A 25236-nucleotide genomic window follows, 5' to 3' on the forward strand; every position below is an offset into this window, starting at 1 on the left:
CCTAAAGCTTAGAGCTTAAAGCCTATTGCGCGAAGCATTCTATTTGCTTGCAAACATTTTTACGTCATTTTCAGAAATTTCGCTTCCTCCTAAAATGATTAATCTTTCGACAACATTTCGAAGTTCACGGATATTCCCAGTCCAATCGTATTCTTGTAATAATTTTATGGCTTGCGCCGAAAATACTTTCACAGCATTTCCTTGTTCCGAAGCAATTTTCTCAGTAAAATGCGTAATCAAAGCCGGAATATCATCACGTCTTTCATTCAATGGCGGAACTTTAATCAAAATCACAGCCAAACGATGGTATAAATCTTCACGGAAACGACCTTCGGCAATTTCAACTTTTAAATCTTTATTGGTTGCAGCCACAACGCGAACATCAACTTTGATATCTTTTTCAGCTCCAACTCTCGTAATCATACTTTCTTGTAAAGCTCGTAAAACTTTGGCTTGCGCCGAAAGACTCATATCACCAATTTCATCTAAGAAAATAGTTCCTTTATCTGCCGCTTCAAACTTTCCGGCACGATCTTTAACCGCTGATGTAAAGGCACCTTTTACGTGACCAAACAATTCACTTTCGATCAATTCACTCGGAATCGCAGCACAGTTTACTTCTATTAAAGGAAAATTCGAACGCTCACTTTTTTCGTGTAATTGATGCGCTACTAATTCTTTTCCGGTTCCGTTTGGTCCCGTAATCAAAACTCTCGCTTCTGTCTGAGCTACTTTATCAATCATCACTTTAATATGATTAATAGCTTCACTCTCGCCTACCATTTCGTAGTTTTTACTAACTTTTTTCTTTAGAATCTTATTCTCAACTACAAGTTGTTTTTTATCCAAAGCATTACGAACGGTATTTAATAAACGATTTAAATCTGGTGGTTTTGAGATATAATCAAAAGCTCCCAAACGCATGGTATGAATCGCTGTTTCCATATCGCCGTGACCAGAAATCATGACCATCGGAATTTCAGGTTTTATTTTCTTTACTTCCTCTAAAACCTCAACACCGTCCATTTTTGGCATTTTGATATCGCACAAAACCAAATCGTAATCGTTGTTTTTTATTTTGTCAAGACCTGCAACTCCATCTTCCGCTTCATCTACCTGATACGTATCATTTTCTTCTGATAAAATTTTTACCAAAACTCTTCTGATCGATGCTTCGTCTTCTATAATTAGTATTTTACTCATTTCTTTTTGAGGTTCTAAGGTTCTGAGCTGCTAAGGTTCTGAGTTTTTATTTTAAGTAGCTAAAGAAAACCTTAGCGACTTAGTTCCTCAGAACCTTAGCACCTTTAAAAATTAATATTTAAGCCATTTATACAATTCTTTCCAGGTTGGTTTTTTGCCGTACATTAAAATACCAATTCGGTAGATTTTTGCAGCGAACCACACAACAAGGAAAAAGGTAGCAAACAATAATGATACCGAAATCGCAACTTGCCACCACGGCACTCCAAACGGAAGTCGCATTAACATAACAATTGGCGAGGTCAGCGGAATCATCGAAAACACTACAGCAATTGTTCCGTGTGGATCATTTACAACCGTAAAAAATCCGATATAAACACTTAAAATAAGCGGCATAATAATAGGCAAAAGAAACTGTTGTGAATCGGTTTGATTGTCAACTGCTGCTCCAATTGCGGCATAAAACGAACTGTACAAAAAGTATCCTCCGATGAAATAAATTACAAAACCAATTAAGATACTTGCAATTGGTAAATTCCATAATTCGCTAATATACATTTGTGCCGTTCCCGACATTTCGTGTTGTGCTGTTTGCATTAATTCCGGTGAAATTCTTGCCGTTGGACCAACATTTACGCCAAAAAATGCCGACGCTGCAAACATTAATCCTAAACCAATTATAGCCCAAATCATAAATTGCAATAATCCTGCAAGCGAAGTTCCGACAATTTTACCAATCATCAACTGAAATGGTTTTACTGACGAAATAATGATTTCTATAATACGGTTTGTTTTTTCTTCGATCACGCTTCGCATTACCATATTTCCGTAAATGATAATGAACATCATAATTAAATATCCAAATGCTCCGCCAATACCAATTTTTATTTCATTTAATCCTTTTAGACTTTCTTCTCCCGAAGCTTTTACCAAATGAATATTAACTGCAGATTGTGCTTTTTGTATTGCAAGAGTATCTAGATTTGCTGCTTCTAAATTGATTTTGGTAATTTTCTCGGCAATAACATCTTGTGTTTTTTCGATAAAAACAATACTTGGACTATTGTTCGAAATAAACTCAATTTTACTTTCTAAATCTTTTAAATTATTTGTTTTCGGAATAATAATTAAACCGTCAAAACTTTCATTTGTAATACTGTCTTTTAATGCTTTTACATCAATTTCAGATAAATTCAGATATTTAAATTCTGCCTCTTTTTTATTTTGTTTGATAAAATCATTTGCAAACAAACCAGTTTCATCGTGAATTGCAATTTGTTTAGTTTCGGCTTTCATCGAACTCAAATAACCAATAAATCCAGCAATTGCCACAAACAATAACGGACTTAAAAAAGTCATGACAACAAAAGATTTATTGCGAACTTTTGCAATAAACTCTCTTTTTATAATTAATGAAATTATACTCATTTCTTGATTTTAGATTTTAGATTGTTGACTTTAGATTTTTTGATTCTAGGTTTTCACTCTAAAATCCGAAATCTGAACTCTAAACTTTATTTTCAGTTACTGTTTGAATAAAGATATCGTTTACACTTGGTATTTTTTCTACAAAATGTGTTACTTGTCCTCTTTGAGTCAATATATTCAACAACTCATTTGGCGTTGCGTTTCCTATCTGAATATCTAATTTCAAATCATCATTTAGCGATTTAAAATTTGCCGGAGAAACGGTAAACTTTTGTGTGATATCATACATCAAACCTTCGACGTTGCTTGTCAAAATTCCAACTTCAAAACTATTGGTTCTAAATTGACGCTTTACATCACTTAGCTTACCTTCGATTAATTTATTCGATTTATGAATTAAAGCAATATGATCACAAAGTTCTTCAACACTTTCCATTCTATGAGTCGAAAATATAATTGTTGCGCCTTGTTCTTTTAATGCCAAAATTTCATCTTTTATGACATTTGCATTTACAGGATCAAATCCTGAAAAAGGCTCATCAAAAATTAGCAATTTGGGTTTATGCAATACACAAACTACAAACTGAATCTTTTGCGCCATTCCTTTTGATAGTTCCTGAATTTTCTTGTTCCACCAACCCTGAATTCCTAAACGATCAAACCAATATTCTAGTTGTATTTTAGCTTCAGCTTTAGAAAGTCCTTTCATTTGTGCCAAATACAAACATTGCTCGCCTACTTTCATTGAAGTATATAATCCTCTTTCTTCAGGAAGATAACCAATAGTCTGCACATGTTTTGGCTGCAATTTTTCTCCGTCTAAAATCACTTCTCCACTATCTGGCAAAGTAATTTGATTTATAATTCGGATTAAGGAAGTTTTTCCAGCTCCATTCGGACCTAATAGTCCATAAATACTACCTTTTGGTACATTTAATGAAACTTCGTTAAGCGCTACATAATCACCGTATTGTTTTACGACTTTATGTACTTCGAGTAAGTTGCTCATGCTATTTTTAAGATTTTCTGCGTCAGTTTGACCTTTGTGGTATTGCGCCTGTAAAAGTAAATAATTCGTAGCGAAACTTTACATTATTAATGCAAAAAACCCATTCTATTTATACTAGAATGGGTTTTTAATTTTATTATTTAGACATTTTAGAAAAAGTTCTGTTTATGAAAACATATCTTTTACTTTTTCGAAAAATGATTTTTCTGATTTTTCAGGACTTGGCACAAAGTGTTCGTCCGTTAGAGCATTTTCAAAAAATTGTTTTTGCTCTTTATTTAGTGTTTTTGGAGTCCAAACATTTACGTGAACTAGTAAATCACCACTTCCGTATCCGTTGATACTTGGAATTCCTTTTCCTTTTAATCTTAAGATTTTTCCGGATTGAATACCTTCTTCTAACTTAATACGAACTTTTCCGTTGATTGCTTCGATGTCTTTAGAAACTCCCAAAACTGCTTCCGGAAAACTGATGTATAAATCATAGTGAATGTTTTCGCCTTCACGTTTCAAAAATTCGTGCTCTAATTCTTCGATAGCAACAATTAAATCACCAGGAATACTATTTCCCGGAGCATCGTTTCCTTTATTAGAAACTTTCAATTGCATACCATCAACAACTCCTGCAGGAATTTTGATTGATACAGTTTCATCTTCCTGAACCATTCCTTGTGCATCTGCTTCAGAAGGTCTTTTATCTAAAATCTGACCTGAACCGCCACAAGTAGGACAAGTTGACGCAGATTGCATTCTTCCTAAAATAGTATTAGTTACACGCATTACCTGCCCTTGACCGTTACAAGTCGAACACGTTTTGTATGTTACACCTTTAGCCTGAACTTTACGTTTTACTTTTACTTTTTTCTCAACACCATTTGCAATTTCTTCCAAAGTCAATTTTACTTTGATTCGAAGATTGCTTCCTTTAGCACGACGAGGACCTCCGCCTCCGCCTCCGAAACCACCAAATCCTCCACCAAAAATGTCACCAAACTGGCTGAAAATGTCATCCATATTCATACCACCGTGACCACCACCAAAACCACCTGAACCATCAAATGCCTGGTGTCCGTATTGATCGTATTTAGCTTTTTTATTCGGATCGCTTAGTACTTCATAAGCTTCTGCCGCTAATTTAAAGTTTTCTTCTGCCTCTTTGTCGCCTGGATTTTTATCCGGATGATATTTCAAAGCACTTTTTCTGTAAGCTTTTTTAATTTCAGCAGCGTCAGCATTTTTTGAAATGCCTAGTATTTCGTAAAAATCTTTTTTCATAATAAGGTTTAAATTCCAAACTACAAATTCCAAATTCCAACACTAAAAAATTGGTTTTTAGAATTTTATTTGCTTTTTTTAGTTTCCGATAACCACTTTAGGGAAACGAATAATTTTGTCTCCTAATTTGTATCCTTTTTCAATAACATCAACAATTTTCCCTTTTAATTTATCAGACGGAGCTGGAATTTGGGTAATTGCCTCAGCAAAATCAGCATTAAAAGCGTCACCTGCTCTTACTTCAACTTGCTCTAAACCTTTAGAAACCAAAGTGCTTTTTAATTTTTCATGAATCAACTCAACACCTTTTTTCAAATTTTCGTCCTCTGATTTGTTGATCTCTACAGCAGCTCTGTCAAAATCATCTAAAACAGGCAACATTGCCAATAAAACCTCTTGGTTTGCTGTTTTAAACAAATCCATACGTTCTTTTGAAGTTCTTTTTTTGTAATTTTCAAATTCTGCAAATAATCTCAAAAACTTATCTTTTTCTTTTGCCAAGTCTTGAGCCAATTGCTCTTCAACACTTAATTCTTCAACAATCAATTGCTCTCCGTTGGCATTGTTCTCTAACGTTACTTCATCTAATTCCTGATCGAATTCTGTATTTTCCGTAGTCATATTACTTTTATTTTTAAAAATATTCTTAAACTTCATTTTTTATTCTTTCTGTTGGATTGCAAAAGTACTGCCAAATCTTTTAAAATGTCAAATTGTCACTTTATTAACAATGAGCAATTTAAAAACCAAAATCAGTACTTTAAAATTTAGTATAATTTTAAGACTATTACGTTATAGTTTATACTATATTTGATATCCTAATTAGAATCTAAATTATTACCTATCAAAATTGAATCTAAGGGTTAGCCTCGGCTTTATAAATAATTATTAATTCAAGTTTACCTTATATTAAAAAAAGCTTCGCCTATTTGAGACGAAGCTTTTTTTTTATGCTTTTACCTTTAATTCTTGAAGGCCTTTTATAAATACTTAAATAACTGTTGTTATTTTATATTTTTTTGCACGGGCGGAGGGATTCGAACCCCCATCAACGGTTTTGGAGACCGCTATTCTACCCTTGAACTACGCCCGTAACTTAAGGCCGCAAATTAAACGCTTTTTTTTCTTTTCCACCAATTATTTCAAGCAAATTTTATAAAGATTTAAGCTGATAAACGCTAATATTCCATTAACATAATCACTTTCAGAACTTTGTGAATTTTACGTTTTTTTAATCAAAACAAAATCTTTGCGAAATAACCGCAAAGGTCGCTAAGATTTTTAAAAGTATGGTTTTATAAAAACACAAAGTTCGCAAAGCTTTGTGTTGATCTAGCTTTGCGAACTTTGTGTTTTCTATGCGTGAAGTAAAATTAAATCTTAGTGCACTTTGCGGTTAAACTCTTATACCAATAAAGCAGCTTTCAATCCTTCAAAATCAACAGAAATCTGTTCTCCTGAAACTAGATTTTTAAGCGAATATGAATTTGATGCAATTTCTTGTTCACCTGCAATTACTGCAAACGGAATCAGACGTTTATCTGCATATTGAAATTGTTTTCCAACTTTTACATTATCAGGATACAATTCTACTTTTATATTTTCTTTTCTTAACTTTTGAATCGCTTGTGAAGCATATAAAGCTTCAGTATCTCCATAATTAATAAACAATGCTTTTGATGTTGCTGCAACAGTTTCCGGGAATAATTGTAATTCTTCCAGAACCAAATAAATTCGGTCTAAACCAAAGGAAATTCCAACGCCACTCATATTTTTCAAACCAAAAATACCAGTCAAGTCATCGTATCTTCCGCCACCACCAATAGAACCCATTGAAACGGTTTTTGGAGCTGCTACTTCAAAAATAGCTCCTGTATAATAATTCAATCCACGAGCAAGAGTTACATCAAGATCTAATGTCGCAGTTGCCAAACCTAAAGTTGCCACATTGTCACAAATAAATTTCAGTTCTTCTACTCCTTTCATCCCTTCTTCTGATTCAGCCAGTAAATCTGAAAGTTGATTTATCTTATCTGAAAAAGTTCCTGTAAAACTAAAAAGCGGCTGAACTTTAACCAACGCTTCTTCGGCAATACCTTTTTCGATCATTTCTTTTTTAACTCCGTCTTCGCCAATTTTATCAAGCTTATCAAGAGCAACCGTAAAATCAATCAATTTATCTGAAGCGCCAATTACTTCGGCAATTCCTGATAATATTTTTCTATTATTGATTTTAATTGTCACACCTTCTAATCCTAAAGACGTAAAAACAGTATCATATAATTGAACCAATTCTACTTCCTGCCACAATGATTTTGAACCAACAACGTCAGCATCACATTGATAAAATTCTCTGTATCGTCCTCTTTGCGGTCTGTCAGCTCTCCAAACCGGTTGAATTTGGTATCTCTTAAAAGGAAATTCAATTTCGTTTTGGTGTTGTACCACGTATCTCGCAAACGGAACTGTTAAATCGTAACGCAATGCTTTTTCAGAAATTTTTCCTGTAAATTTATTCAGCTCAATTCTTTGCTCAAGACTAATTGTTTCTGCCGAATTAACTTGCAGTGATTCTATAGATTCAGGTAATTCAATTTTATTTTTATTGAAGAAAAAGTTACCAGAGTTCAATATTTTAAAAATCAAACGATCACCTTCTTCACCATATTTCCCCATTAAAGTATCTGAATTTTCAAAAGATGGTGTTTCAATAGGCTGAAAACCAAATTTCTCGAAATTACTTTTTATGGTTTGAATAATATATTGACGTTTTGACACCTCTGCAGGCGAAAAATCTCTTGTTCCTTGTGGTATACTTGGTTTTGAAGCCATCTTTTTTATTTTAGATTGTTGATTTTAGATTTTAGATTCCTTGAAAACTTACCTCTAAATTCTTTAGCATTATTTTCTTTTAATTTTAATCGTCCGCAAATATCTAACTTTTTAAAATAAATAATATGAGTTCGAAAACAAACTTGTAACAAAAAACGTATTTTCGTGACAAATTGGTCATGATGCTAAAATTATTAAGAGAAAATATCCGAATTGCTTTTGGTTCTATCAAAACACAATTATTACGAACCATACTTACCGTACTAATTATTGCAATTGGGATTACTGCTTTGGTAGGAATCCTTACTGTTGTAACGGCGCTTGAAAATACTGTTTCGACCAATTTTGCATCAATGGGAGCTAATACTTTCAACATCAATCAATACGAAAATACGGTTAGAAATCGTGGCGGAAATGAACGTGAAGTCATAAATCCAATTATTTCTTATCCCGAAGCTGTAGCTTTCAAAAACAAATACAAATATCCTTTTACCGAAACTTCTCTTTCGTTTACAGCAACATCTACCGCAGAAGTTAAATATTTAGACCAAAAAACAGATCCGGAAATTACTATTCTTGGCGTTGACGAACATTATATTGGCAACTCAGGTTTAGAAACTACATCCGGACGTTCTTTCAATCAATTTGATATTGACAATAATACTTATTCCTGCGTTGTAGGTTCTGATTTCGAAAAAGGATTATTGAAAGATGTTAACCCAATTGATAAAGTTATTTCGATTCGTGGTGCTCGTTTTAAAGTAATTGGCGTTTTAAAAGAAAAAGGATCAACTTTTGGTCACAGTCAGGATTTACGCGTTTTGATTCCTATACAAGTAGCACGATCTTTATTTACGGCTCCAAACATCAATTACACGATGAGTGTAATGGTTTCTAAAAAAGAACTGTTAGACGAAGCTGTTGATAATGCAACAAGTACGATGCGAAGAGTTCGTAAACTGAGTCCTGTTCGTGATAACAACTTTGGTATTGGCCGAAGCGACGATTTAATCAACAGAATTCTAGGAATCACACAATATCTAGGTTGGGCTGCTTGGATTATCAGCATTATTACCATTTTAGGATCTTCGATTGCCTTGATGAATATTATGATTGTTTCGGTTACAGAACGTACACGGGAAATTGGCGTTCGTAAAGCTTTGGGCGCCACAAAAGCAACCATTTCTATTCAGTTTTTTATAGAGACTTTATTAATTGGCCAAATTGGTGGTTTAGTTGGTATCGTAATCGGAATTCTTCTGGGATTTGGTATAGCAGCCGCAATGAGTTTTGCATTTGTGATTCCGTGGATGGCAATTTTTGCCGCTTTTGCCACAAGTTTTATGGTTGCAATTGTTTCGGGATTATATCCTGCAATAAAAGCTTCACAACTTGATCCTATCGAGGCTTTGCGTTATGAATAATTTAGTTTTCAGTCGCAGTTTTCAGTTTTCACTGCTTACTGTGACTGAAAACTGAAAACTAAATACTTCCTTTCATCATACGATCGTTGTCGTAGATATCCTTTCGAAGTTCTATGTTTTTAAAATCCATTTTCTCTAATAAATCAGTCATTTCTTTTCCTAAATACTGATTAATTTCGAAATACAATTTTCCGTTTTCCAAAAAGTTCTTCTTTGCCAATTCAGCGATTTTTCGATAAAAAATCAAAGCATCATTGTCATCTACAAAAAGTGCCAAATGTGGCTCATAATCCAGAACATTCTTTCGGATTTCTTCTTTTTCTAAATTGCGAACATATGGTGGATTTGAAACAATAACGTCAAATTTACATCTCAATTCTTCTAATTCCAGAACATCCTGAAACATAAAAGTAACATCAACGTTATTGTTTATTGCATTCCTTTTGGCTGTTTCTATTGCTTTTTTAGAAACATCAAAACCATAAACTTCAGCATTTGGAAGATTTTTAGCCAATGAAATTGCTATACATCCACTGCCGGTTCCGATATCAAGGATTTTTATTTTTTTAGTTTTATTATCAGCAGCATTCTCATTAACAATCCATTCTACCAATTCTTCTGTTTCCGGACGAGGAATAAGAACATTCTCATTTACTTCAAAATCCAAACCATAAAAACTGGTTTTACCCAGCAAATACTGAATTGGAACTTCTTGTTTTAATTGTGCTAATAAGGAATCCCAAACCACAAAATCATTTTCAGTAAAAGTCAATTCGTGATTTAAAGCCAAATCAATTTGTCGTAACTGATGTTTGTCTTCTAAAATCAAATAGAAAAAACTTTCGGCTTCGTATGCATCGTAAAAAGGCGCTAATTCTTTTATAAATTGAGTACGGTATTGTTTAATTTTCATTCCCGGTGTTTGAGTATTACTTTTCAGCAAAAGCTAATTTCTTTTCAATTAAGTATTGCAAAATCTAACTTATTATTTTTTCATTTTACAACACTTTCAACATCCAAACCGGACAAGAACTATGCCCAGTATTTCCCATTGGAGCATTTAAATACTCAAAACCTGATTTTTTATATAATTTTTGAGCAGCGTGCATAAAAGGCATTGTCTCGATATAACATTTTTCAAAACCAAAATTCCTTGCTTCGTCTAAACATGTTTCCATCATTTTAGCTCCAATTCCTAAACCTCGTGTTTCTGGCAAAAAATACATCTTTTGCAATTCACTAATATTTGGTTCTCCATTCTCTAAAGGTGCAATTCCGGCGCAACCTACAATTTCCCCTTCGTTTTCAACTACAAAATAAGCCGATTTGGGCTTGTTATATTCTTCAAACATTAAATCTAAATACGGATCTTCGTAAGCTGTACCAACTTTTGGAATTTCCATTTCATCAAAAACTGATCGTATTAATTTTGCAACTGCCTGATTGTCTTCTTTTTTTATTAATCTAATAATCCAATTTTTCATATTTCTTTATTCATGCGACATATATACAAAAGTAAAATACTTTTTTGATAGTTCCTTAACTAGTCCAATAACTATATGGACTAAACAAAAATAACTACTTTTGTACCGTGAATATACATGAAAAATATATAAAACGCTGCATAGAATTGGCACAAAATGGCTTTGGAACTACATATCCAAATCCAATGGTTGGAAGTGTAATTGTTTATGAAGGCAAAATTATTGGTGAAGGCTGGCATAAAAAAGCCGGAGAACCTCATGCGGAAGTCAACGCTGTTCGATCTGTAAAAGATAAATCGCTGTTGAAAAAAGCCACTATTTATGTGAGTTTAGAACCTTGCAGTCATTTTGGAAAAACTCCGCCTTGTTGCGATTTAATTATCGAACACAAAATTCCGAATGTAGTTGTGGGAACTGTTGATCCCAATGAAAAAGTGGCAGGAAACGGAATCAAAAAATTAATTGCTTCGGGAGCGAATGTTGTTGTTGGTGTTTTAGAAAAAGAATGCAATGAGCTCAACAAACGTTTTTTTACTTTTCATGAGCAAAAAAGACCTTACATTATATTAAAATGGGCCGAAAGTCAAGATGGCTTTTTATCTCCTGAAAAAGAAGCAAATCAGGATCGAAAACCTATTTGGATAACGAATCAATATTCGAGACAATTGGTTCATAAATGGCGCAGCGAAGAACAGGCAATATTAGTAGGAACAAAAACCGTTATTGACGACAATCCAAAGTTAAATGTTAGGGATTGGGCAGGAAATAATCCTGTGAGAGTTGTTTTGGACCAAAATAACAGGATTCCAAAAGATAGTTTTATTTTTGATAACAGTGTGAAAACCATCATATTTACAAAATCAGAAATTAACTTTCCCTCAGAAAACACTACCTTTGAGAGAATTGATTTTAACGAAAATATGATCCAATCGATTTTGTCCGTTTTATACCAAAATCAAATTCAGTCTATAATTATAGAAGGCGGTTTACAGACTTTGCAATCTTTTATAGATCAAAATATTTGGGATGAAGCTCGAATTTTTGTTGGAAAAACAATTTTCGAAAACGGAACAAAAGCACCGGTTCTTCAGAAGAAAAATGTAACGAAAACTTACATTCAAAATGACGAATTAATAAATGTTAGAAATCATGATTGATACTATAATTTTTGACTTTGGAGACATTTTTATCAATTTAGATAAACAGGCAACTATTTCGGGATTACAGAAATTAGGAATGACGGAATGGAATTCAGAATTTGATCGTTTGAACCTTTTGTTTGAAACCGGAGATATTTCGCATGATGATTTTTTGGCAGGTTTTCAAAAAGAACTTCCAAATGCATCAATCGAAGAAATTCTTGAAGCGTGGAATGCAGTTTTGGCAGACTTCCCATTATACCGATTAGAGTTTTTACAAATGCTTACTAAAAAATATAGACTGTTTTTATTAAGCAATACAGATTCGATTCATATTGAAACTTTCGAAAATAAAAGCGGAATCTCATTTTATAGTGATTTCTATCAATGTTTTGAAAAAGTCTATTTTTCTTTTGAAATTGGAATGCGAAAACCAAATGCCGATGTTTTTCAATATGTAATCAACAAACATGAATTATCTCCAAAACGAACTTTATTTGTAGATGATAAAAAAGAAAATACAGATGCGGCCGCTGCTTTAGGACTTCATGTCTGGAATTTGCAAGTTGGGCAGGAAGATGTTGTTGATTTATTTGATAAAAAAATATTGTAGTTTAAAAATATTTTACGCCACAGATTTTTTTTTCACGCAGATTTAAAAAGATTTAAGCTGATACTCGCAGATTATAATTAAAATTAAATCTGCTCAAATATTTTTAAATCTGCGCGAAAAATTTGTAATAATTCGTGGCAAAAAACATTAAACTTAATTTAGAAATTTACTTTTGGAATATAACGATACGTACCAAACCATTGCTTTTGAATCTGAAGAAGTTCTTTTTAAAGAAAAAGGAAGTAAGTTCTTCGGCTATGCTTTTCCTATAGAAAGCGAGGATGAAGTAAAACCTATTATCGAAAATCTTAAAAAGCAACATCCGCACGCGGTACATTTTTGTTATGCTTATCAATTAGGGACAGCTCCAAAAATTTCTTATCGCGCTAATGATGATGGCGAACCAAGTAATACGGCTGGCGCTCCAATTTATGGACAAATACAATCTTTTGGACTAACAAATGTTTTAGTTGTTGTGGTCAGGATTTTTGGAGGTGTTAAATTAGGTGTTGGCGGTTTGATTGCTGCTTATAAAACAACCGCACAAATGACTCTCGAAATTTGTGAAATTGTCGAAAAAACAATTGATGTTCAGTTTTTAATCTCTTTTGACTATAAAAACATGAACAAAGTAATGCGTGTTATTAAAGAGAAAAAACTGGAAATTACTTCTCAGGAAATGGAAATTAACGAAGATTCCGGGCTTCCAATTGGTAAAATATCGACGAAAACGCGCAAAAAAAATGCCGAATCTATATTCGACATTTTTGATTTAATGTTTGAAATCGACATTAAAATTATCTAAATTAACATTAAAACACTTCTCATTTTAACAATTATACAAGTGTTTTAAACAATTCTAAAATGTAATCTGGAGGTGCTGTTGGACGACCTGTTTTTAACGAAATAAATACTAAAATAAACACTGCAGTTGTTAATAACTCATTTGCCTCATTATAGATCTCGCAGTCAAATTCAATCTTAACAGATGATTGACTTTTGAAAGTAGTATGAATCGTCAAGAGCTCATCATAACGCGCCGATTTTTTATAATTTATTTGCATAGAAACAATAGGTAATCCAATTCCGCTTTCTTCCATACTTTTATACGAAATCCCTTTATCTCTAAGCCATTCCACGCGTCCTATCTCAAAATATGGAACATAATTTCCGTGATAAACAACTCCCATTTGGTCAGTTTCTGAGTAACGAACACGCACTTGCGTTTGATGATTTTTCATTATATATCGATTAAAAAAAATTAACTTGAAAAAGTTTACTTACAACTTTTTTTTATAAAATTAGAGGCCAAAATATTTTTTTTTACAGAAATTTGTTCACATATTTGTTATCCCGAAATACGGAATAAAATTGCTCCTTTTTTATTAGGAGAATCTTTATCAATAATAAAAAATTTATCTGAATCTATGACTAAAACTGCTCAATCGGTATGGGAAAACTGTTTGTCTTTTATAAAGGACAATATTCAAGATCAAGCATACAAAACTTGGTTCGAACCAATCAAATCAGTTGAGCTAACCGACAACGCATTATATATTCAAGTACCAAGTAAATTTTTCTACGAATGGCTAGAAGAACATTACGTAAAATTATTGAAAGTAGCGCTTACCAAAGAACTGGGAAAAAACGCAAAGTTACTCTATAAAATTAAAATGGAGAACACTTATGGCAATAAACAACCGTTTACCGAACAGTTGCCAAGTGCCAACAGAGTGCCAATGAAACCGCAAGAGGTTGATGCTCCGTTTAAAAACTTAAATCCTGAACTTAAAAATCCGTTTGTAATTCCTGGAATTAGAAATCTTAAAATTGAATCGCAGTTAAATGCAAATTACAGTTTTGACAATTTCTTAGAAGGAGACTCAAACCGTTTGGCTCGTTCTGCAGGTATGGCTGTAGCCAATAAACCTGGAGGAACATCATTTAATCCGTTATTGATTTTTGGTGGAGTTGGTTTAGGAAAAACACACTTAGCACACGCTATTGGTGTTGAAGTAAAAGATAAATATCCTGAAAAAACGGTTCTATATATTTCTGCCGAGATTTTCACACAACAATATATTGATTCGGTAAAAAAGAATAATCGTAATGATTTCATTCACTTTTACCAATTGATCGACGTTTTGATTATTGATGATGTTCAGTTTTTATCTGGAAAATCAGGAACTCAAGACGTATTTTTCCATATTTTCAATTATTTACATCAAAATGGAAAACAGGTAATTTTGACTTCGGACAAAGCTCCTGTTGACATGCAAGATATCGAACAACGTTTATTATCTCGTTTTAAATGGGGATTATCTGCTGAATTACATCAGCCGGATTATGAAACCAGAATTTCGATCTTAAAAAACATCTTATATCGTGATGGTGTTGAAATGCCGGAAGATATTATTGAATATGTTGCCCGTAACATTAAATCTAATGTTAGAGAACTTGAAGGCGCAATTATTTCGCTAATCGCACAATCTTCTTTCAATAAAAAAGAAGTTACGATTGAGTTAGCTAAAAGCGTTGTAGAGAAATTTGTTAAAAACGTAAAGAGAGAAATCTCTATCGATTATATTCAAAAAATTGTGTCTGATTATTTTCAGTTGGATATTGAAACACTTCAATCTAAAACTAGAAAAAGGCATGTTGTTCAAGCGAGACAATTGGCAATGTTTTTTGCAAAGAAATTTACCAAAGCTTCTTTGGCAAACATTGGTTCACAAATTGGAGATCGTGATCACGCAACCGTATTACACGCTTGTAAAACTGTTGACAATCTAGTTTCTACAGACAAACAATTCAAGAAATTTGTCGAAGACATCAATAAAAAATTAACGCTATAAACGCGAATCATGCCAGTAAAAGTTTTAATGGTTTGTTTGGGCAATATTTGCAGATCGCCTTTAGCCGAAGGAATTTTAGCTTCAAAATTACCAAACAACACTTTTGTAGTTGATTCTGCAGGAACCGGATCCTGGCACGTAGGTCATTCACCAGACAAACGTTCTATTGCTGTTGCCACAAAAAACGGCATAAACATTCAAAATCAAAAAGGAAGACAGTTTCAAACTTCCGATTTTGAAGACTGTGACTACATCTATGTCATGGATAATTCTAATTATCGCGATGTAATTCACCTTGCAAAAACAGAAGAACACAAAAACAAAGTTCATCTTATTCTAAACGAATTGTTTCCAGATGAAAATGTAGATGTACCCGATCCATACTTTGGTGTTGCTAATGGTTTTGACAATGTATATCAAATGTTGGATGAAGTAACGGATATAATCGCAAAAAAACTCATCGAAAAACATTCATAATTAATTCTTTTCATTTTTTCTTTTAAGAGAATTATGAAAAGAAATTTCTATTTTTATAAAATTCGTTTTACAAACTATAAAAAAACGCCACATGAAACTTCTAGGAAAATTATATTTAATTCCAACTACAATGGGCGAAAGTGATCCGATGGACGTTTTACCGCAAACAGTAAAAAGAAGCATTGATTTTATAGATCATTATATTGTTGAAAACGAAAAAACAGCCAGAAAATCTATAAAAGCTGTTTCTCCTGAGAAAAAACAATCCGAACTTATACTTTTCACACTTAACAAACGCACAGAACCAAGTGAACATTTAGATTTCATAAAACCTTTATTAGAAGGAAAAAATGTTGGATTAATGAGTGAAGCCGGTTGTCCCGGTGTTGCTGATCCTGGTGCTGTTATCGTAAAATTGGCGCATGAAAAAGGAATTCAGGTTGTTCCTTTGGTTGGACCATCTTCTATTTTATTGGCAATGATGGCTTCTGGAATGAATGGTCAGAGTTTTACTTTCAACGGATATTTACCTATTGATAAAGACGAAAAAAAATCGGCATTGAAACATTTTGAGAAATTATCTCAGGATAAAAATCAATCTCAGATTTTTATTGAAACTCCATACAGAAACAATAAATTGGTTGAAGATATTTTGCAAATCGTAAATCCTTCGACTCATCTTTGTATTGCAACTGACATTACGTTACCAACGGAATTTATTAAGACAATGCGTGTTTCTGACTGGAAAAAGTTGAAAGTTGATTTACATAACCGACCAACGATTTTTATTATTCATAAAATGTAAACTAACTCAAAAAGCATCCTAAAATGAAAAAGTTTCTAGTTCTGATTTTGATTTGTTCTGTACAAAATATTTTCTCTCAAAATGTATTTCCAGAAACTACCAAAGGAAGTGACAAACTTCTCATTGATGCCTCACCTACTATAAGTACCGACGAGACAATTCCGCCACAAGGAGCTATTCCTAATAATGATAATAACATTTACAATACTGCAGGAATAGATGTTAGACCGGAGTTTCCCGGAGGAATGGCTGCATTTGATAAATTTATCGAGAAAAATTTCAAAATTCCAAATGACAATCCAGCTCTAAAGGGTAAAATTTATATGACCTTTATAGTAGAAAAAGATGGTTCATTAAGTAACATTAAAATCCTGAGAGATATTGGATATGAAACAGGAGCCGAAGCTATTCGTGTTTTAAAGGCTTCTCCTAAATGGAAACCAGGACAAAAAAACAACAAATTAGTTCGAGTTCTTTTTTCACTGCCAATTTCTGTAAATAATTTCGCAAAGTAATTATTCAACAAAATAAAATTTGCCTTATATTGTACTCACAAGTTTTCCCTAATCAAACTTTATCATGAGTAAATTACCGCACATAACCACTAGTATTTTTACGGTAATGTCTAAAATGGCAACCGAATATAATGCAATTAACCTTTCGCAAGGATTTCCAAATTTCCCAGTTGACGAAAGACTTACAGATATTATTGCAAGATTATCCAAAGAAAACGTACATCAATATACGCCAATGGCTGGTTTTCCGCCTTTGATGAATCAAATTGCAAAATTAGTCCAAAGCTCTTATAATAGAACTATTAATCCAGAAACTGAAATTCTGGTTACTGCGGGTGCAACTCAAGGAATTTTCACTACGATTCTAGCTTTAATTAAAACGGATGATGAAGTAATTATTCTGGATCCGAGTTATGATTCATATGAATCTCCTGTTTTATTATGCAATGCAAAACCTGTTCGTGTCGCGCTAAATGATGATTATACCCCAAATTGGGAAACTATCGAAAAAGCGTGTTCGTCAAAAACCAAGATGATTATCATCAATAATCCGCATAATCCTACTGGAAAAATTCTGACAGAAGACGATTTTCTTCAACTGGAAAAATTACTTTCAAAATATCCTAACATTTTGGTTTTATCTGACGAAGTTTATGAATACATCACTTTCGAAGAGAAACATATTTCGGCACATACCAAAAACTTTCTTTTAGATCGTTGCATTATGGTTTCTTCTTTTGGAAAATCATTTCATATTACTGGTTGGAAAATTGGTTATACCGTTGCACCGGAATATTTAATGAAAGAAATTAAAAAAGTACATCAGTTTTTGGTTTTTAGCGTCAATAGCATTTCGCAAGCTGCAATAAGTCAATATTTAGATATTGTCGATGTGAATTTACTAGGGAAATTCTATCAGGAAAAACGAGATTATTTTCAAAAATTGCTTCAAAATAGCCGATTTGAATTAAAACCTTGCGAAGGAACTTATTTTCAGGTTGCTTCTTATGCTAATATTTCAGATGACGACGATGTAACTTTTTGCAAAAAACTAATTACAGATCATGGCGTTGCTGCAATTCCAATTTCCACCTTCTATTCTGACCATAAAGATCAAAAATTAATACGCTTTTGCTTCGCTAAAGATAATTTCACTTTAGAATCTGCAGCAAAAAAATTAGGTAATATATAAAGTTTATCAAAATTTTATAACATTATTATGCGTGCATCCTATTTATTTATTTAATATTGTAATCAAAAGAAAAAAAATATGAGCTATACAGATAAAATGTTAAGAGATGACGCTTTAAAAGGTAAGGTCATTGTTGTTACTGGTGGAGGAAGTGGTTTAGGAAAAGCTATGACCAAATACTTCTTAGAATTAGGAGCTCAGGTAGCGATTACTTCAAGAGATTTAGAAAAGCTTAAAAATACTGCCACGGAACTTGAAACTGAAACCGGAGGAAAATGTTTACCGCTTCAATGTGATGTTCGTCATTATGAAGAAGTAGAAAATATGCTTCAGGAAGTTTTAAAAACTTTCGGAAAAGTTGATGTTCTTTTAAACAATGCTGCAGGAAATTTTATTTCTCCTACAGAACGTTTATCTGCAAATGCATTTGATACTGTTATAGATATTGTATTAAAAGGTTCTAAAAACTGTACGCTGGCTTTTGGAAAACACTGGATTGACACTAAACAAACATCGGCAACGATTTTAAATATTGTTACAACTTATGCCTGGACAGGATCTGCATATGTGGTGCCAAGTGCTACAGCAAAAGCCGGAGTTCTTGCAATGACACGCAGTTTAGCGGTAGAATGGGCAAAATACGGAATTCGTTCTAACGCAATTGCTCCGGGACCATTCCCTACAAAAGGTGCATGGGACAGGTTATTACCTGGAGATCTTGCCGAAAAATTTGATATGGCAAAAAAAGTGCCTTTGAAACGTGTTGGTGATCATCAGGAATTGGCAAATTTAGCTGCTTATTTAGTTTCTGATTTTTCAGCTTACGTAAACGGAGATGTTATCACAATCGATGGTGGCGAATGGTTAAAAGGTGCAGGACAATTTAATTTATTAGAAGCAATTCCAGAAGAACTTTGGGATCAGCTTGAAATGATGATAAAAGCAAAAAAGAATAAATAATTTTACGTGCTTACTAAATTCAGAATATTTTATTATTAAAACTATACTGATTGCACAAAATCCCGAAGGTTCTACTTTCGGGATTTTTTTTATGTTTTTCGCCATATAAGTAATATAAGTTCAATGAAGTAATAAATTGTTTAAATATATGTTTGCTTAAATTTACTTATATCACTTATATGGTTTAATTCGTTAATATTTTTATTCAATTCAGTTAAATTATTATTTTTGCCAAACAAATATCAAACAAAAAATATATGCTCATTATTGGACTTGCAGGAGGAACAGGAAGTGGAAAAACGACAGTAGTACACCAAATCATGAACGAATTACCAGACACTGAAGTTGGCGTAATTTCTCAGGATTCGTATTACAAGCAAACTGATAATTTATCGTTTGACGAAAGAGCATTAATCAATTTCGATCACCCGCGTGCCATTGATTTTGAATTATTGGTTAAACATCTAAAAGCATTAAAAGCCGGAGAAACAATCGATCAGCCCGTATATTCTTTCATACAACATAACAGAACTGACGATACAGTATCAACACATCCTAGAAAAGTTATGATTGTTGAAGGAATCTTAATTTTGACAAATCCGGAGTTACGTGATCTTTGCGATATCAAAGTATTCGTTCACGCAGATTCTGACGAAAGATTAATTCGTCGTTTAAAAAGAGATATTTCAGAACGCGGACGTGATATCGACGAGGTTTTAACCCGTTACCAAAACACTTTAAAGCCTATGCACGAGCAATTTATCGAGCCGTCTAAAGCATTTGCCGATATTATAATTCCAAACGACAAATACAATACCGTAGCAATTGATGTAGTTCGTGCCGTAATTAATCAACGAATTTCATAATTTTTATCGTAAATTTATTGCATTAAAATAAGGAGCTATTTCCCGCTATCCGTTTCAATCTTTTGTGCCGAACCCCGGCACAAAAGTATTTTCACTTCTATCGGGGCTAGAACACCAATCGAATTTATAAGAAGTAATCTGTTAAAGAGAAAATGAAATTAAAAAATCCATATAAAGACAAGCGCTGGTTCAAATTAATGAGCAATAAATACGTTTGGGTTTTACTCTTTTTCGTGGTCTGGATGTTATTTTTAGACAATTACTCTTATTTTGATCATCGTTTTCTGGACGGACAGATTAACGAATTACAAGACAATAAAAAATATTATCAGGACGAAATAAAAAAAGATCAGGAACAGATCAAACAACTTAAAAACCCTGAACAAATAGAAAAATATGCTCGCGAAAAATACTTTATGAAAAAAGACAGCGAAGATATTTACATCATACAATTTGAAGGAGACACCATTCAAGATACTAAAGAATAATCAGAAAAAAGCACCCAATGGCTACTACCCTGTTCGACGATTTTAATCCGATTTCATCCAAACAATGGAAACAAAAAATTCAGTTTGAATTAGATGGCGCTGATTATAACGAAACCGTAATCTGGAACTCTCCAGAAGATATTCAGGTAAAACCTTTTTATCATATTGACGAATTTTCAAAATCAGCACCAGTAAAAACCAATGCTTCAAATTTCAAAATTTGTCAAAACATCTTTGTATACGATATCGAAAAATCGATTCAAAGAGCTATAAACACTATTGAAAGAGGTGCAGAAAGTTTACGTTTTACTATAGAAAACGAAAAAATAGATGTTCAAAAATTATTAGAAACTCTTCCTTTAGAAAACAGAACCGTTTACTTTAATTTGAGTTTTATTTCAATCGATTTCGTGAAACTATTAGACACAATTTCAATTCAGAAAAAAGCTGTTTTTTATTGTAATATTGATCCAATTGGTCATTTTGCAAGAGAAGGAAATTGGTTTACTACATCTGATAAAAGTAATTTTGAAACACTTGAAAATATTTCAAAAACAACCACAAATCTTTCACTTTTAAGTATAGATTTAGGATTATACCAAAATTCAGGCGCCAATATTACGCAACAAATTGCCTATAGTTTAGCACATGCAAACGAATATTTGAATCGTTTAACTACTATTACAAAACCAATTGTTTTTCAAATTTCGGTTGGAACTAATTATTTCTTTGAAATTGCGAAACTTCGTGCTTTACGAATGCTTTTCAAATTAATAGCTTCTGAATATAATCCAGATATAGAATGTCACTTTTTGGTAACGCCAACCAAACGCAATAAAACAATTTACGATTACAACGTAAATATGCTACGTACAACAACCGAATGCATGTCGGCAATTTTAGGCGGTGCAGACGCCGTTGCGAACTTACCTTATGATTCTCTATACCATAAAGACAATGAATTTGGTGATCGAATTGCCCGAAATCAATTATTGGTTTTAAAACACGAAAGTTATTTTGATAAAGTAAATAATCCTGCTGACGGAAGTTATTATATCGAAACTTTGACTGCACAACTTGCCGAAAAAAGTTTGAATTTATTTAAAGATATTGAAGCTAGCGGCGGATTTTTAAAACTTCTGAACGATGGAACTATCAAAAAGAAAATTCAGGAAAGTGCCGCTAAAGAGCAGGAACTTTTTGATTCAAAAAAAGAAGTTTTGTTAGGAACGAATAAATATCCTAATAAAGACGACAAAATGAAACATGATTTAGAGTTGTTTCCTTTTGTAAAAATAAAACCAAGAAAAACATTAATTACACCAATAATCGAGAAAAGATTAGCCGAAAAACTAGAACAGGAACGTTTAGAACTTGAATAATATAGATTTCAAATTCTCACATTTGAATATAAACCTAAATAATTATGGAAGCAATTAGACAAATATTATCAGTTGAAAACGATTCTGTAACTATTCTACCTCTTCAAAATGGCAAATCAGAAATTCCAAAATGGCAAATTGATGAAATTAGAAAAAGGACAGAAAACTATTTAAAGGATCCAAATAAGGCTGACGAAATTGATGATTTTTTAAATCAAATTGAAAGTGATTTAAACCTATTTAAATAACATTTTTTAAAATTGAGAAAAGACCTTAAACATATAAAGTTAGATATTAAAAGTGAGAACTTAAATGCTGATTATAAAGATCAAAATTTAAAATCTGAGAGCTTTTTTACAGCAGAAGGAATCGAACTAAAAGAAACCTATTCTGAAAAAGATATTGAGGATTTGGAGTTTCTTGAGTTTGGCGCTGGATTTGCACCAAACCTACGCGGACCTTATGCTACAATGTACGTAAGACGTCCGTGGACAATTCGCCAATATGCAGGATTTTCGACCGCAGAAGAAAGTAATGCTTTTTACAGACGAAATTTAGCTGCGGGACAAAAAGGACTTTCAATTGCTTTTGATTTACCAACACATCGCGGTTATGACTCTGATCATGAAAGAGTTGTTGGTGATGTTGGAAAAGCTGGTGTTGCAATAGATTCTGTCGAAGATATGAAAGTATTGTTCGATCAGATTCCATTAGACGAAATGTCTGTTTCTATGACTATGAATGGTGCGGTTTTACCTATCATGGCATTTTATATTGTTGCAGCTGAGGAACAAGGTGTTGCTATTGGAAAACTCTCAGGAACAATTCAAAATGATATTCTAAAAGAGTTCATGGTTCGTAATACTTATATTTATCCTCCAACGCCTTCGATGAAAATCATTGCAGATATTTTTGAATTTACGAGCAAGAAAATGCCGAAATTTAATTCTATCTCAATTTCCGGATATCATATGCAGGAAGCCGGAGCAACTGCTGATATTGAATTAGCTTATACTTTGGCAGATGGTTTAGAATATATCAGAACCGGACTTTCTACAGGAATGACTATTGACGAGTTTGCTCCTCGCCTTTCTTTCTTTTGGGCAATTGGAATGAATCATTTCATGGAAATTGCTAAAATGCGCGCCGGACGAATGATTTGGGCAAAATTAGTTCAGCAATTTAATCCTAAAAGTGATAAATCTTTAGCTTTAAGAACACATTGTCAAACCAGTGGCTGGAGTTTAACTGAACAAGATCCTTTTAACAATGTAGCCAGAACTTGTATTGAAGCAACTGCGGCAGCTTTTGGAGGAACTCAATCATTACATACTAATGCACTTGATGAAGCAATTGCTTTACCAACAGACTTTTCGGCAAGAATTGCTCGTAATACTCAAATCTTTCTGCAGGAAGAAACTAAAATCACTAAAACAGTTGATCCTTGGGGAGGAAGTTATTATGTGGAAAGTTTGACAAATAAAATTCTAAAAAGCACCTGGAAACTAATCGAAGAGGTTGAAGAACTAGGCGGAATGACAAAAGCTATCGAAGCAGGAATTCCTAAATTAAGAATTGAAGAAGCAGCTGCAAGAAAACAAGCCCGAATTGATAGCGGTCAGGATATTATTGTGGGTGTAAATCAATTTAGATTAGAAAAAGAAGATCCTTTGCATATTTTGGATGTTGACAACCAAATGGTTCGTAAGCAACAAGTGGAAAGGCTTCAAGAAATAAAAGCAACGAGAGATACTGAAAAAGTAAATCAATCACTGGAAAAATTAATACTTTGTGCAAAAACCGGACAAGGAAACTTATTGGAAATTGCTATTGAAGCTGCTCGAAACAGAGCGACTTTAGGAGAAATTAGCGATGCTCTGGAAAGTATTTTTGGTCGATTCAAGGCACAAATTAAATCCTTTAGCGGTGTGTATAGTGCAGCAATAAAAAATGACGAAAATTTTGAAAAGGCAAAACAATTAGCAGATGCCTTTGCAAAACAAGAAGGTAGACGTCCGAGAATCATGATTGCCAAAATGGGACAAGACGGACATGATCGTGGTGCAAAAGTGGTTGCCACAGGATATGCAGATGTAGGTTTTGATGTTGATATTGGTCCGTTATTTCAAACTCCGGCAGAAGCTGCTAAACAAGCTGTAGAAAATGACGTACATATATTGGGCGTTTCATCTTTGGCCGCTGGACATAAAACATTGGTACCGCAAGTTATCGAAGAACTTAAAAAACACGGACGTGAAGATATTATGGTAATTGTTGGCGGTGTAATTCCGGCGCAAGACTATCAATTTCTATTTGATGCCGGTGCAGTAGCTGTTTTTGGTCCCGGAACTAAAATTAGTGAAGCGGCAATTAAAATTCTGGAAATCTTAATTGACTAATAAACATAAAAAAATCCCGAATTTATCGGGATTTTTTTTGCTTTTGTTTGATGTTTAATCGTGTATTGTAGCATTACTATCCGCTTCAATATAAGAAAGATCATAACCGCCAAAGGCTTTCAGATAACTTTTCAAAGAAGTTCCGTAAGCATCTCTAAAATGCCTGTTTCCTTTGTTTTTGAAAAAGTTTTTAACTGAACCTGCTCCTCCAAGATGTGCTGCGGCTAAAATTCCGGATTCGGTAATTGCAATACCATTTACAATTTTTCCTTCATACCTTTCAATTTCATTACGCAGAATCCATTTGTTTTTGGACAACAACGCAATAAATGCTTTTTCTTGTAAGGCCGGATCTTTTAAAAAGGCTTTCTTATTTTGAACACCAATCGATCTTAATGCTTGGGTTCCAAATTGATATTTTCCCATGTAACCAAGTGAATTTACCAATCGGTATTTTCCTTGTGATTCTTTAAAGGCAACGGCTTCTTTAAAACCTATAAGACGTTTTCCTGTAAATGGGACATTTAACTTGTGTAAAGTAGGATAATCATCCTCTTCGAGCGATGGATATATGTATTCAGATCCATCTGTTTTTTCTATTAAAAACCAGGGTTTGGTTTCTAGATTAAAGGGTTTAAAACCCAAACTTAAAAATGTAATAATAACGATCAAACTCGCATAAAAATACCATTTCTTTATCATAAATTGTTTTTCTTCAAAACGCTGTCACCCTCTTGAAATTTCTACGGTGCAAAGATAAGAAATACAAAACAATACTGATAATCAATTATTTGCACAATTCAACAATTACAAATATACTGTCTAATCCCTTTATTGATGCAGTTTTCGAGCGTTCGGACAAGACTAATATTTTGCTTCAAAATTGTCAA

Annotated in this window: 25 protein-coding genes and 1 tRNA gene; 15 read left to right on the forward strand and 11 right to left on the reverse strand. The window is 33.2% G+C overall.

The genetic code is table 11. The annotated features are described in order from the left end of the window. Window positions 1-39: 39 nt before the first annotated feature. The 7 genes from CLU81_RS07160 to hisS form a co-directional block, all read right to left on the reverse strand. Window positions 40-1203 carry a sigma-54 dependent transcriptional regulator gene (locus CLU81_RS07160; protein ID WP_099709204.1) on the reverse strand — a complete coding sequence of 388 codons (1164 nt, stop codon included), beginning with the start codon at window positions 1201-1203 and terminating at the stop codon, window positions 40-42. 111 nt (window positions 1204-1314) lie between these two features. After that, on the reverse strand, window positions 1315-2631 hold the full coding sequence (locus tag CLU81_RS07165; RefSeq protein ID WP_099709205.1) for an ABC transporter permease: 1317 nt from the start codon (window positions 2629-2631) through the stop codon (window positions 1315-1317). Between the two features lie 79 nt (window positions 2632-2710). Beyond that, complete coding sequence (locus CLU81_RS07170; protein WP_099709206.1) at window positions 2711-3640, reverse strand: ABC transporter ATP-binding protein; 930 nt, start codon at window positions 3638-3640, stop codon at window positions 2711-2713. A 165-nt stretch (window positions 3641-3805) separates the two neighbouring features. Beyond that, entirely contained in the window at window positions 3806-4915 is a 1110-nt protein-coding gene (dnaJ, locus tag CLU81_RS07175) for a molecular chaperone DnaJ (protein WP_099709207.1), read from the reverse strand. Window positions 4916-4993: 78 nt separating this feature from the next. Beyond that, window positions 4994-5572 (reverse strand): nucleotide exchange factor GrpE, encoded by a 579-nt coding sequence (locus tag CLU81_RS07180; RefSeq protein WP_099709208.1) that lies wholly within the window; start codon window positions 5570-5572, stop codon window positions 4994-4996. Window positions 5573-5937: 365 nt separating this feature from the next. After that, a tRNA-Trp gene (locus tag CLU81_RS07185) sits at window positions 5938-6008 on the reverse strand. 311 nt (window positions 6009-6319) lie between these two features. After that, the gene (gene hisS / locus CLU81_RS07190; protein ID WP_099709209.1) at window positions 6320-7747 is read right to left on the reverse strand and encodes a histidine--tRNA ligase; all 1428 of its coding nucleotides are present in this window, start codon (window positions 7745-7747) and stop codon (window positions 6320-6322) included. Window positions 7748-7926: 179 nt separating this feature from the next. On the opposite strand from hisS, the gene CLU81_RS07195 reads away from it, so the two are divergent. Beyond that, window positions 7927-9171, forward strand: coding sequence for an ABC transporter permease (locus CLU81_RS07195; protein WP_099709210.1), 1245 nt, complete (start codon window positions 7927-7929; stop codon window positions 9169-9171). Between the two features lie 58 nt (window positions 9172-9229). Here CLU81_RS07195 and prmC read toward each other — a convergent pair whose 3' ends face one another. Together prmC and CLU81_RS07205 are read right to left on the reverse strand one after the other, a co-directional pair. Further along, window positions 9230-10084: a peptide chain release factor N(5)-glutamine methyltransferase gene (gene prmC / locus CLU81_RS07200; RefSeq protein WP_099712693.1), complete on the reverse strand. Its 855-nt coding sequence runs from the start codon at window positions 10082-10084 to the stop codon at window positions 9230-9232. Between the two features lie 85 nt (window positions 10085-10169). After that, on the reverse strand, window positions 10170-10655 hold the full coding sequence (locus CLU81_RS07205; protein ID WP_099709211.1) for a GNAT family N-acetyltransferase: 486 nt from the start codon (window positions 10653-10655) through the stop codon (window positions 10170-10172). Window positions 10656-10762: 107 nt separating this feature from the next. Between CLU81_RS07205 and ribD the strand changes: the two genes are divergently transcribed. The 3 genes from ribD to CLU81_RS07220 all read left to right on the forward strand — a co-directional run bounded on the left by ribD (window position 10763) and on the right by CLU81_RS07220 (window position 13212). Continuing rightward, window positions 10763-11812 (forward strand): bifunctional diaminohydroxyphosphoribosylaminopyrimidine deaminase/5-amino-6-(5-phosphoribosylamino)uracil reductase RibD, encoded by a 1050-nt coding sequence (ribD, locus tag CLU81_RS07210; RefSeq protein WP_099709212.1) that lies wholly within the window; start codon window positions 10763-10765, stop codon window positions 11810-11812. Continuing rightward, entirely contained in the window at window positions 11805-12407 is a 603-nt protein-coding gene (locus CLU81_RS07215; protein ID WP_099712694.1) for an HAD family phosphatase, read from the forward strand. The genes ribD and CLU81_RS07215 overlap by 8 nt, the downstream gene beginning before the upstream one ends. A 172-nt stretch (window positions 12408-12579) precedes the next feature. Then, window positions 12580-13212: a YigZ family protein gene (locus CLU81_RS07220; RefSeq protein ID WP_099709213.1), complete on the forward strand. Its 633-nt coding sequence runs from the start codon at window positions 12580-12582 to the stop codon at window positions 13210-13212. Window positions 13213-13243: 31 nt separating this feature from the next. Here the strand turns inward: CLU81_RS07220 and CLU81_RS07225 are convergent, their stop codons facing one another. Further along, window positions 13244-13648 carry a thioesterase family protein gene (locus CLU81_RS07225; RefSeq protein ID WP_099709214.1) on the reverse strand — a complete coding sequence of 135 codons (405 nt, stop codon included), beginning with the start codon at window positions 13646-13648 and terminating at the stop codon, window positions 13244-13246. 186 nt (window positions 13649-13834) lie between these two features. Between CLU81_RS07225 and dnaA the strand changes: the two genes are divergently transcribed. The 11 genes from dnaA (at window position 13835) to scpA (ending at window position 24346) form a co-directional block, all read left to right on the forward strand. Beyond that, window positions 13835-15262, forward strand: a complete 1428-nt coding sequence (dnaA, locus tag CLU81_RS07230; protein WP_041517015.1) for a chromosomal replication initiator protein DnaA — start codon at window positions 13835-13837, stop codon at window positions 15260-15262. Between the two features lie 9 nt (window positions 15263-15271). Continuing rightward, a complete protein-coding gene (locus CLU81_RS07235) occupies window positions 15272-15739 on the forward strand; it encodes a low molecular weight protein-tyrosine-phosphatase (RefSeq protein ID WP_099709215.1) in 468 nt (155 codons plus the stop codon). Between the two features lie 91 nt (window positions 15740-15830). After that, window positions 15831-16544, forward strand: a complete 714-nt coding sequence (locus tag CLU81_RS07240; protein ID WP_072973224.1) for an SAM-dependent methyltransferase — start codon at window positions 15831-15833, stop codon at window positions 16542-16544. A 23-nt stretch (window positions 16545-16567) separates the two neighbouring features. After that, on the forward strand, window positions 16568-17059 hold the full coding sequence (locus CLU81_RS07245; protein ID WP_099709216.1) for an energy transducer TonB: 492 nt from the start codon (window positions 16568-16570) through the stop codon (window positions 17057-17059). A gap of 64 nt (window positions 17060-17123) precedes the next feature. Further along, on the forward strand, window positions 17124-18251 hold the full coding sequence (locus CLU81_RS07250; protein ID WP_099709217.1) for a methionine aminotransferase: 1128 nt from the start codon (window positions 17124-17126) through the stop codon (window positions 18249-18251). A 78-nt stretch (window positions 18252-18329) separates the two neighbouring features. Continuing rightward, the gene (locus CLU81_RS07255) at window positions 18330-19211 is read left to right on the forward strand and encodes an SDR family oxidoreductase (RefSeq protein WP_055095442.1); all 882 of its coding nucleotides are present in this window, start codon (window positions 18330-18332) and stop codon (window positions 19209-19211) included. A gap of 257 nt (window positions 19212-19468) precedes the next feature. After that, the gene (udk, locus tag CLU81_RS07260) at window positions 19469-20077 is read left to right on the forward strand and encodes a uridine kinase (RefSeq protein WP_083695767.1); all 609 of its coding nucleotides are present in this window, start codon (window positions 19469-19471) and stop codon (window positions 20075-20077) included. 152 nt (window positions 20078-20229) lie between these two features. After that, the gene (locus tag CLU81_RS07265) at window positions 20230-20565 is read left to right on the forward strand and encodes a septum formation initiator family protein (protein ID WP_055095440.1); all 336 of its coding nucleotides are present in this window, start codon (window positions 20230-20232) and stop codon (window positions 20563-20565) included. A gap of 17 nt (window positions 20566-20582) precedes the next feature. After that, window positions 20583-21947: a methylmalonyl-CoA mutase subunit beta gene (locus CLU81_RS07270; protein ID WP_099709218.1), complete on the forward strand. Its 1365-nt coding sequence runs from the start codon at window positions 20583-20585 to the stop codon at window positions 21945-21947. A gap of 44 nt (window positions 21948-21991) precedes the next feature. Continuing rightward, window positions 21992-22195 carry a hypothetical protein gene (locus tag CLU81_RS07275; protein ID WP_099709219.1) on the forward strand — a complete coding sequence of 68 codons (204 nt, stop codon included), beginning with the start codon at window positions 21992-21994 and terminating at the stop codon, window positions 22193-22195. 12 nt (window positions 22196-22207) lie between these two features. Next, the gene (gene scpA, locus CLU81_RS07280) at window positions 22208-24346 is read left to right on the forward strand and encodes a methylmalonyl-CoA mutase (RefSeq protein WP_099709220.1); all 2139 of its coding nucleotides are present in this window, start codon (window positions 22208-22210) and stop codon (window positions 24344-24346) included. A 54-nt stretch (window positions 24347-24400) separates the two neighbouring features. On the opposite strand, the gene CLU81_RS07285 is transcribed toward scpA, so the two are convergent. Further along, window positions 24401-25048 carry a peptidoglycan-binding protein LysM gene (locus CLU81_RS07285; RefSeq protein ID WP_099709221.1) on the reverse strand — a complete coding sequence of 216 codons (648 nt, stop codon included), beginning with the start codon at window positions 25046-25048 and terminating at the stop codon, window positions 24401-24403. Window positions 25049-25236: the final 188 nt, after the last annotated feature.

Source organism: Flavobacterium sp. 9, from assembly GCF_002754195.1.
Classification (GTDB): Bacteria; Bacteroidota; Bacteroidia; order Flavobacteriales; family Flavobacteriaceae; genus Flavobacterium.

Bases quoted from the DNA above. Each gene is read 5' to 3' on its own strand.
- CLU81_RS07160 (WP_099709204.1), bottom strand. From the start codon at position 1,203: ATGAGTAAAATACTAATTATAGAAGACGAAGCATCGATCAGAAGAGTT.
- CLU81_RS07165 (WP_099709205.1), bottom strand. From the start codon at position 2,631: ATGAGTATAATTTCATTAATTATAAAAAGAGAGTTTATTGCAAAAGTT.
- CLU81_RS07170 (WP_099709206.1), bottom strand. From the start codon at position 3,640: ATGAGCAACTTACTCGAAGTACATAAAGTCGTAAAACAATACGGTGAT.
- dnaJ (WP_099709207.1), bottom strand. From the start codon at position 4,915: ATGAAAAAAGATTTTTACGAAATACTAGGCATTTCAAAAAATGCTGAC.
- CLU81_RS07180 (WP_099709208.1), bottom strand. From the start codon at position 5,572: ATGAAGTTTAAGAATATTTTTAAAAATAAAAGTAATATGACTACGGAA.
- hisS (WP_099709209.1), bottom strand. From the start codon at position 7,747: ATGGCTTCAAAACCAAGTATACCACAAGGAACAAGAGATTTTTCGCCT.
- CLU81_RS07195 (WP_099709210.1), top strand. From the start codon at position 7,927: ATGATGCTAAAATTATTAAGAGAAAATATCCGAATTGCTTTTGGTTCT.
- prmC (WP_099712693.1), bottom strand. From the start codon at position 10,084: ATGAAAATTAAACAATACCGTACTCAATTTATAAAAGAATTAGCGCCT.
- CLU81_RS07205 (WP_099709211.1), bottom strand. From the start codon at position 10,655: ATGAAAAATTGGATTATTAGATTAATAAAAAAAGAAGACAATCAGGCA.
- CLU81_RS07215 (WP_099712694.1), top strand. From the start codon at position 11,805: ATGATTGATACTATAATTTTTGACTTTGGAGACATTTTTATCAATTTA.
- CLU81_RS07225 (WP_099709214.1), bottom strand. From the start codon at position 13,648: ATGAAAAATCATCAAACGCAAGTGCGTGTTCGTTACTCAGAAACTGAC.
- dnaA (WP_041517015.1), top strand. From the start codon at position 13,835: ATGACTAAAACTGCTCAATCGGTATGGGAAAACTGTTTGTCTTTTATA.
- CLU81_RS07235 (WP_099709215.1), top strand. From the start codon at position 15,272: ATGCCAGTAAAAGTTTTAATGGTTTGTTTGGGCAATATTTGCAGATCG.
- CLU81_RS07240 (WP_072973224.1), top strand. From the start codon at position 15,831: ATGAAACTTCTAGGAAAATTATATTTAATTCCAACTACAATGGGCGAA.
- CLU81_RS07245 (WP_099709216.1), top strand. From the start codon at position 16,568: ATGAAAAAGTTTCTAGTTCTGATTTTGATTTGTTCTGTACAAAATATT.
- CLU81_RS07250 (WP_099709217.1), top strand. From the start codon at position 17,124: ATGAGTAAATTACCGCACATAACCACTAGTATTTTTACGGTAATGTCT.
- CLU81_RS07255 (WP_055095442.1), top strand. From the start codon at position 18,330: ATGAGCTATACAGATAAAATGTTAAGAGATGACGCTTTAAAAGGTAAG.
- udk (WP_083695767.1), top strand. From the start codon at position 19,469: ATGCTCATTATTGGACTTGCAGGAGGAACAGGAAGTGGAAAAACGACA.
- CLU81_RS07265 (WP_055095440.1), top strand. From the start codon at position 20,230: ATGAAATTAAAAAATCCATATAAAGACAAGCGCTGGTTCAAATTAATG.
- CLU81_RS07270 (WP_099709218.1), top strand. From the start codon at position 20,583: ATGGCTACTACCCTGTTCGACGATTTTAATCCGATTTCATCCAAACAA.
- CLU81_RS07275 (WP_099709219.1), top strand. From the start codon at position 21,992: ATGGAAGCAATTAGACAAATATTATCAGTTGAAAACGATTCTGTAACT.
- CLU81_RS07285 (WP_099709221.1), bottom strand. From the start codon at position 25,048: ATGATAAAGAAATGGTATTTTTATGCGAGTTTGATCGTTATTATTACA.